Origin of the sequence: Arsukibacterium sp. (assembly GCF_041616895.1) — a bacterium.
In the GTDB taxonomy this organism is placed as follows: domain Bacteria; phylum Pseudomonadota; class Gammaproteobacteria; order Enterobacterales; family Alteromonadaceae; genus Alishewanella.
In genome coordinates this window covers 1-4,748 of sequence record NZ_JBFJPY010000148.1, presented here as the reverse complement: position 1 = coordinate 4,748, position 4,748 = coordinate 1, and the positions used below count along the sequence as shown (strand labels likewise).

General features: G+C 44.1%; 5 protein-coding genes. 4 read left to right on the top strand and 1 reads right to left on the bottom strand.

Going from position 1 to position 4,748, the window contains the following annotated elements:
* Positions 1 to 334, bottom strand: a 334-nt coding sequence (locus tag ABY802_RS15830; RefSeq protein WP_372628092.1) for a hypothetical protein, incomplete at its 3' end; no start/stop codon positions are given.
* A gap of 157 nt (positions 335 to 491) precedes the next feature.
* Between ABY802_RS15830 and ABY802_RS15825 the strand changes: the two genes are divergently transcribed.
* The 4 genes from ABY802_RS15825 to ABY802_RS15810 form a co-directional block, all read left to right on the top strand.
* Positions 492 to 1,487, top strand: coding sequence for a hypothetical protein (locus ABY802_RS15825; protein ID WP_372628091.1), 996 nt, complete (start codon positions 492 to 494; stop codon positions 1,485 to 1,487).
* Positions 1,488 to 1,552: 65 nt separating this feature from the next.
* Positions 1,553 to 3,283, top strand: a complete 1,731-nt coding sequence (locus ABY802_RS15820) for an asparagine synthetase B (RefSeq protein WP_372628090.1) — start codon at positions 1,553 to 1,555, stop codon at positions 3,281 to 3,283.
* A complete protein-coding gene (locus ABY802_RS15815; RefSeq protein ID WP_372628089.1) occupies positions 3,276 to 4,202 on the top strand; it encodes a polysaccharide deacetylase family protein in 927 nt (308 codons plus the stop codon). Before ABY802_RS15820 ends, ABY802_RS15815 begins: the two co-directional genes overlap by 8 nt.
* Positions 4,203 to 4,310: 108 nt before the next feature.
* Positions 4,311 to 4,748: hypothetical protein (locus ABY802_RS15810; RefSeq protein ID WP_372628088.1), on the top strand; the 438-nt coding region annotated here is incomplete at its 3' end.

Sequence of the window (4,748 nt, the reverse complement as noted above, 5' to 3'; positions counted from 1 at the left end):
TTCTATTAATGGTAAAGCGTATCTCACCCTCTGCTTTATCTAAATTATGTATACGTTCATCGCCGGTTGAGGCAGCAGCTCTTTGCAAATAGATAACACCGGCACAATAGTGCCATGCACCACCAGCTTCTTGACCAAAACGCCTAACGTCATCTTTTTGGATGGGCGGCAAATTATGATAAAAACCAGAGTTTTTCCCGGAAACGCTAGCATAAAAGGCTATTTTACAACGCTGATCCCAAGTGTTGAACTCGCTCTCAGACAGTGAAAAATTAAACGCAAGAGCTTGGAAAGCTGGAAAAAAACCAAACCCAACCAAAAGTAACCGCTTCATTTCTACATCCCTGTTAGATATGCTGTGGTGACAGTATAACCAGACATTTGGTACTGTACCAGTCACTGTTGCTGCATTAACTCAGTTAAACGCTTTAGTTTTATTGATGTTAGCGCTAGGATACCCGACGGGTGAAAGACAACACAGGGAATGTAAGGTGTCACTGAAACAATTATTAGTGGCAGGTGGCTGCCTGCGTGAAAACGGATTTGAGCTGGGCGAAGGCAAGTACTTTAGAAAAGCCAGCCTGCTGTTGCTTGATTTACTCACGGGTAAGTTTCAGACACTATTAAGTAAAATCGACGGTGGCAAACACTACCCATCCGAGCACCCAAATTTACAATATACCGCGCCGTGTCTTGATGATGATACAATATGGCTACCTACTGATACTGAAATTTATCAATACCAGTTGCCAGAATTAACCGAGTTAAAGTGCTTCTCTCACCCTTGCTTCCACAATATTCATTCGGTACATCTGTTTGATAACGAGTTAATTGTTACCTCTACAGGTATTGATAATATCGTCGTGCTTTGTCCTGAAACCGGTGAAATTAAGCGAATTTTAAATACCGAGGGCAAAGATCCGTGGCATCGGTTTGATGCTAAAACAGATTATCGACTGCTGCATTCGACCCGGCCGCATGATAGCCATCCTAATTACGTATTTAAACTGGATAACCAGCTCTGGACCACACGCTGTACCTATGATGATGCCGTTTGCCTGGATGATGTTACTGATCGAATTGATGTCGCCCATAAAGACGAAATGAGCGTGCACGATGGTATCTGGTGGCACGATAATCTGGTGTTTACCCGGGTGGATGGCTACCTGGTTATTGTTGAGCCGAAAACCCGTAAAGTTATCGAAAAACATGACCCTTTCGCTAATGAGCGCAACCGGCCACTGGGCTGGTGCCGCGGTTTAATGGTTGATGATGATGTATTCTATATTGGTTACTCCCGACTCAGAAAAACTAAACTGATGTCAAAACTTAAATTTATCACACAGGGTAATTTTAAATATATGGATGGCAATGGGGCATTAGTAGTTGCATATGACATAAGCAAAAAAAAAGTCATCAACACCTATACCATTCCGGCAGGTATGTTAGATGCTATATACGGTATACTGCCATATAACATTACTTAACCAGCATGACGCACTGATATTTTAATAGTATTCATTCGAAGCAAAAGGATTGTAGGACAAAAACCATGGACTCTCACGTTGTAATAGCCGTTGACGGTTGCCCGAAAATACATGTTGCAAATCACGCGAAACTGGATATTGCCAACAACAAAGCTTGCACTGTCGCGCTGTTTGGGCGGGCTTTCTGGAAACAACAATCCGTTACTGCCAGTCAAATATTGCCGTTGCTGGATGAAACTCCTGATTTAGCGGCGCTTTATCAACAGCTATCTGGCGATTTTTTTATGGTCGTTGTCCAAAGCGGTAAGCCCGTGCTATTGGTAAATGACATAATGGGCGTGCAGAGTTGCTACTATGCTTTGCAGCACGAAGTGCTTTATATTGCCCCAGGCTTAAAACAGTTAAAACAGCTGGGTGTAAAATGTATTCTGAACAAGCAGGCTATCTACAATTATGTGTATTTTCACTGTATTCCTGCTCCGGATACCATTTACCAGCGGGTATATAAATTAGAGCCAGCCAACCTTATTGCAGTAACTGCAACCAATATTGCCCCAGCAACGCTTTTATATAGCCCGGATTTTAAAGCCAGTACGACAGCAGCCAGCAAGTTGCAACGAGAATGCTTATCCGAATTAGAACAGGCAGTAAAACACAATGTGGCACCAGATTGTGGCGCCTTTTTAAGTGGTGGCCTCGATAGCTCTACTGTTGCCGGTATGCTGGCCAGACACCAGCAGCCGGCTTATACCTACTCAATTGGTTTTAAGGCAAAAGGCTATGATGAAACCGAATACGCGTTGCTGACAGCTAAACACTTTAACACCCGCCATCAGGTACACTATTTAACCCCGGAACAAGCTGCCGAAGCCTTTGTTAAAGTAGCACAATACTTTGATGAGCCTTTTGGTAATTCTTCGGCGATGGCGGCTTATTTCTGCGCTAAATTTGCCAAAGAAGATGGTCGCACTTTGCTGCTGGCCGGTGATGGCGGTGATGAGCTGTTTGCCGGCAATAGCCGCTATGCCAAACAGAAAGTATTTGAGGTGTTTGCCAACAGCCCCTCGTTGCTGCAGTCGACTGCCAGAGCCTTGTTTGTTAAAACGCCATTGGCGAAGCTGCCAGGGTTTAAAAAAGTTGCCAGTTATATTCGCCAGGCAGACGAGAAACTGCCGCTGCGCTTGCAGAACTATAATTTTATAAATCAGTTTGGCGTTGAAGCTATTTTTACCGAATCGTTTCTGGCTAACGTAGATACTGCAAGCCCTGAAAAATTACTAAAACAACGTTACGAACAATGCCAAAGTAACGATCCGGTAGACAAAATGCTATTTCTGGACTGGAAATTTACTCTGGCTGATAACGATTTAGTAAAAGTCAGCAAAATGTGTGAGCTGGCAGGTATTGAAGTACGTTATCCGTTGCTGGACAAATCATTAGTAGACTTCAGTTGCAAGGTTCCGGCAAGCGCAAAACTACCTGGCCAGAAATTACGTGATTTCTATAAAAAAACATGCAAAGGGTTTCTGGCTGATGAAACGTTAGATAAAGAAAAGCATGGCTTCGGCCTGCCATTTGGGGTGTGGTTAACAGATAATGCGCAACTGAAAAAGCTGGCATTGGATGCACTTAACGCCTTCAGGCAACGTGATATTGTTAAAGCCAGCTTAATTGATGCCGCAATTGAAGCGCATACCAACAGCCACGCCAGCTATTATGGTGAACTTATCTGGATCCTGGTGGTGCTTGAACTGTGGTTGCAAGCTGAAGAGCAAGAGGCTACTGCCAATGCATAAACTACTGCAATTAGCCGGAAAATTGCTGGGCCGGGGTAAATTAAGCATTTTGATCTACCATCAGGTTCTGGCAGAGCCTGATCCAATGCGGCCCAGTGAACCTACGGCAGCAGTATTCGACTGGCAGATGCGCTTGCTGCGAGACTATTTTACACCCTTGTCGCTGGATGACGCCTTACACCACCTGCAGCACGACACCCTGCCGGCTAATGCGGTGTGTGTGACATTTGACGATGGTTATCTGAATAATTTAACAGTTGCTCAGCCCATTCTGGCTAAATATGGCATCCCGGCAACGGTGTATATTGCTACCGGTTTCAGTCATGGTAACAATATGTGGAACGATCGGGTTATTCACCTGTTTGCCGATAAAAACCGCCAACAGCTGAGCTTGCAAGGGCAAAAGGTTGAGCTGGCTGACTGGCCACAACGTCGTGAGCTGACCCAGCAATGGCTGATGAAACTGAAATATCTACCGATTAAACCCCGCCTTACAGAAGTAGATAAACTGTATCAGGAAAATGAAGCCGCCGAGCAAGCCCCATTAATGATGAACCCAGCGCAGATAAAGCAACTGGCCGCATCAGGTATTTGTATTGGCGCCCATACTATCAATCATCCAATTCTGAAAGTACTGCCGGCAACTGAACAACAATTCGAGATAATACAAAGCAAGCAACAACTGGAACAGTGGGCTGAGCAACCGGTAAAACATTTTGCCTACCCAAATGGCGTGTTCGGCCGAGACTTTGATGATACAGCGGTGGACATTGTCCAGAAAGCAGGTTTTGACAGTGCCGTCACAACCGACTGGGGTATATCTACCAGTCACAACTCAGTATTTAAGTTAAAACGCTTTACCCCTTGGGATAAAGTCTCGTTGAAGTTTCATTTGCGCTTAATAAAACAGCACTTTTAAAATGGACAAGCCAGTTATGTCAAACAATAGTGCTGCACTTATTAACGGTTTATGCAGCCATGGACTTGCCATCACCAGGGCTTTATTTAAATGGTTTTATTTCAAAAGATGAGCACTAATAGACAGCATAGTGTAGACATTTATCCGGCAGAATATCCTCTGCCTGAAGCGCTACAACAATGGCTTAGTAAACATACAGCGCATCCTATCTTTGCCTCTTTCGAGTGGTTTGTTGCATTGTCTGAATTTAAAAAGCGATATGGCGGCAGCAAAGATACTGCATTCTTCTGGCTCTTTATTTATCAATCAGATGAACTGTGGTTGGCCGCGCCTTTGGAAAAGTGCGACAAAAAGCTGAGAATAATTTCAAACTTTTATACTCCTTTTACCGATATTTTTTTCGATAAAACGGTGTTAACAGCCGGACAGGCCTGGACACTTTTATTAACACAGTTAAATGCTGCCTGTAAAAACTGGCTAAGCCTGGAAATAACGCCCTTATTTCCAGAGCAGTTCAAGGCGGTTGCAGAAGTAACTGGTGCAACT